This window comes from Streptomyces sp. NPDC056160, assembly GCF_042268205.1.
In the GTDB taxonomy this organism is placed as follows: Bacteria; Actinomycetota; Actinomycetes; order Streptomycetales; family Streptomycetaceae; genus Streptomyces.
Genome location: NZ_JBHJUW010000334.1, coordinates 1 through 1703 on the forward strand (window position 1 = coordinate 1; position 1703 = coordinate 1703).

General features: G+C 69.3%; 1 protein-coding gene and 1 pseudogene. One reads left to right on the forward strand and one right to left on the reverse strand.

Features of this window, described 5'->3' with window-relative positions:
* The coding region (locus ACFC02_RS42525) for a group II intron maturase-specific domain-containing protein (protein WP_376368395.1) at window positions 1–304 on the forward strand (304 nt) is incomplete at its 5' end.
* 75 nt (window positions 305–379) lie between these two features.
* On the opposite strand, the pseudogene ACFC02_RS42530 reads toward ACFC02_RS42525, so the two are convergent.
* Window positions 380–1498, reverse strand: a pseudogene (locus ACFC02_RS42530) (IS110 family transposase); the annotation flags it as partial.
* Window positions 1499–1703: the final 205 nt, after the last annotated feature.

The window sequence follows — 1703 nt, forward strand, 5'->3', positions numbered from 1 at the left end:
GATCAGCGGCGAGGTGCGGTCCTGGCACCTGCACACGCGCTCGGATCTGTCCTTCACCGACCTCGCCCGCAGGATCAATCCTGTGGTGGCGGGGTGGATCAACTACTACGGCCGGTTCAGGCCGAGCGAGTTGACCCGTTTCTGGAAGCGCATCAATGCCTACTTGGTGCGTTGGATCCGCCAGAAGTACGAACGGCTCGCGCCGCTGCGGAAGGCCCTTGCGAAGGTGCGGGAGATCGCTCAGCGGTATCCCCGCATGTTCACGCATTGGCGCTGCACGACGGTGGCCGCGTCAGGTTGGTGATCAGAACGGCAAGAGCCGTGTAACGGGAGACTGTTACACACGGATCTGTGAGAGCCGAGGGGTGAGACTCCCCTCGGCTCCTCGGCGGGTCTTGCCGCGGGTGCGCTGGCGGTCGTAGTAGACCCGCGAGGACAGGTCGCTCTTGCAGCCGATCGCGGCGAACGCGGCCTGGAACAGGGCCCGTTTGAGGAGCCGGTTGCCGCGATGGGGTGCGTGCTCGCCGCGGATGGAGGTCCCCGAGGACTTCGTCGCGGGGGCGAGTCCGGCGTAGGAGGCGAGGTGTCCGGCGGTGGGGAAGCCGCTGCCGTCGCCGATGGCGACGATCACGGCGGCCGTGGTCCTGACGCCCATGCCGGGCAGGGACGTCAGGAGGTGGAAAAGAGGGAGGGCCTCCAGCAGGGCGGCGATCTCCTGCTCGGTGGCCTGTCGCTGGGCGTGGGCGGCGGCGAGCTGGGCGGCCAGACCGGGCACGATCAGCGCGGACGCCTCGGTGCCGGGAACGACGAGGGTCTGCTCGGCGAGCGCGTCGAAGATCTCGGTGGTGAGGTGGTGGGCCTTGCGCGAGCCGTGTGCCTTGAGCAGGGCCTCGCAGCGGGCCCGGCCCAGTTTCCTCAGTCTCGCCGGGGAGCCGTGCCGTTGGAGGAGGGCCTGGACATAGGGGTAGGCCAGGCGTGGGCCGAGCACGCGCTCGAGCGAGGGGTGGATCTGGGAGAGCAGGCCGCGCAGCCGGTTGGTGGCGCGGTTGACCTCGCCGGCCAGGTCGTTGTCGTAGCCGGTGAGCATGGTCAGCTCGGCCAGCACCTCGTCGTCACGGTCCACCGCGCGAAGGGTGTGCGGCATGGTCCGGGCGGTCTCGGCGATCACGAACGCGTCGCGCGCGTCGGTCTTGGCCTCGCCCGGATGCAGGTCCGCGGCGCGGCGCATCGACAGCCCGGGCAGGTAGGCCACCCGGCAGCCCGCCGCGCGGGCCACCGTCAACGGCAGCGCGCCGATGTTGGCGACCTGGTCCACGATCACCAGAACGGTGCCGAACTTCGCCACCAGCTTGCTGAACAGCTCCATCAGCTTCGGCTCGGTGTTGGGCAGCCGCTTGTCGTGCACGGTTCTGCCGTCCGCGGTCCGGCCGTGGGCGTGGTGGAACTCCTTGCCCAGGTCCAGGCCGAGGAAGAGATCTATCGCGGTCGTGTCGACCATGTGCGCGTGCCCCTCGCCTCTTGTGTCCCCAACTCCCGGCCGTCCCTGCGGCACCACACGCCGGCAACCACGTTACGCAGACATCCCGTCCCTGAAGTGGTCCGGCGTTGCGGGGTCTTCAAAGTTGAGCGGTGCGGAGGTGTCCGCGGGCTCGGCGGGTGGTGACGCAGCGTGTGCGTAGGCGCTGGTTCGTAGCGTTGCGGAA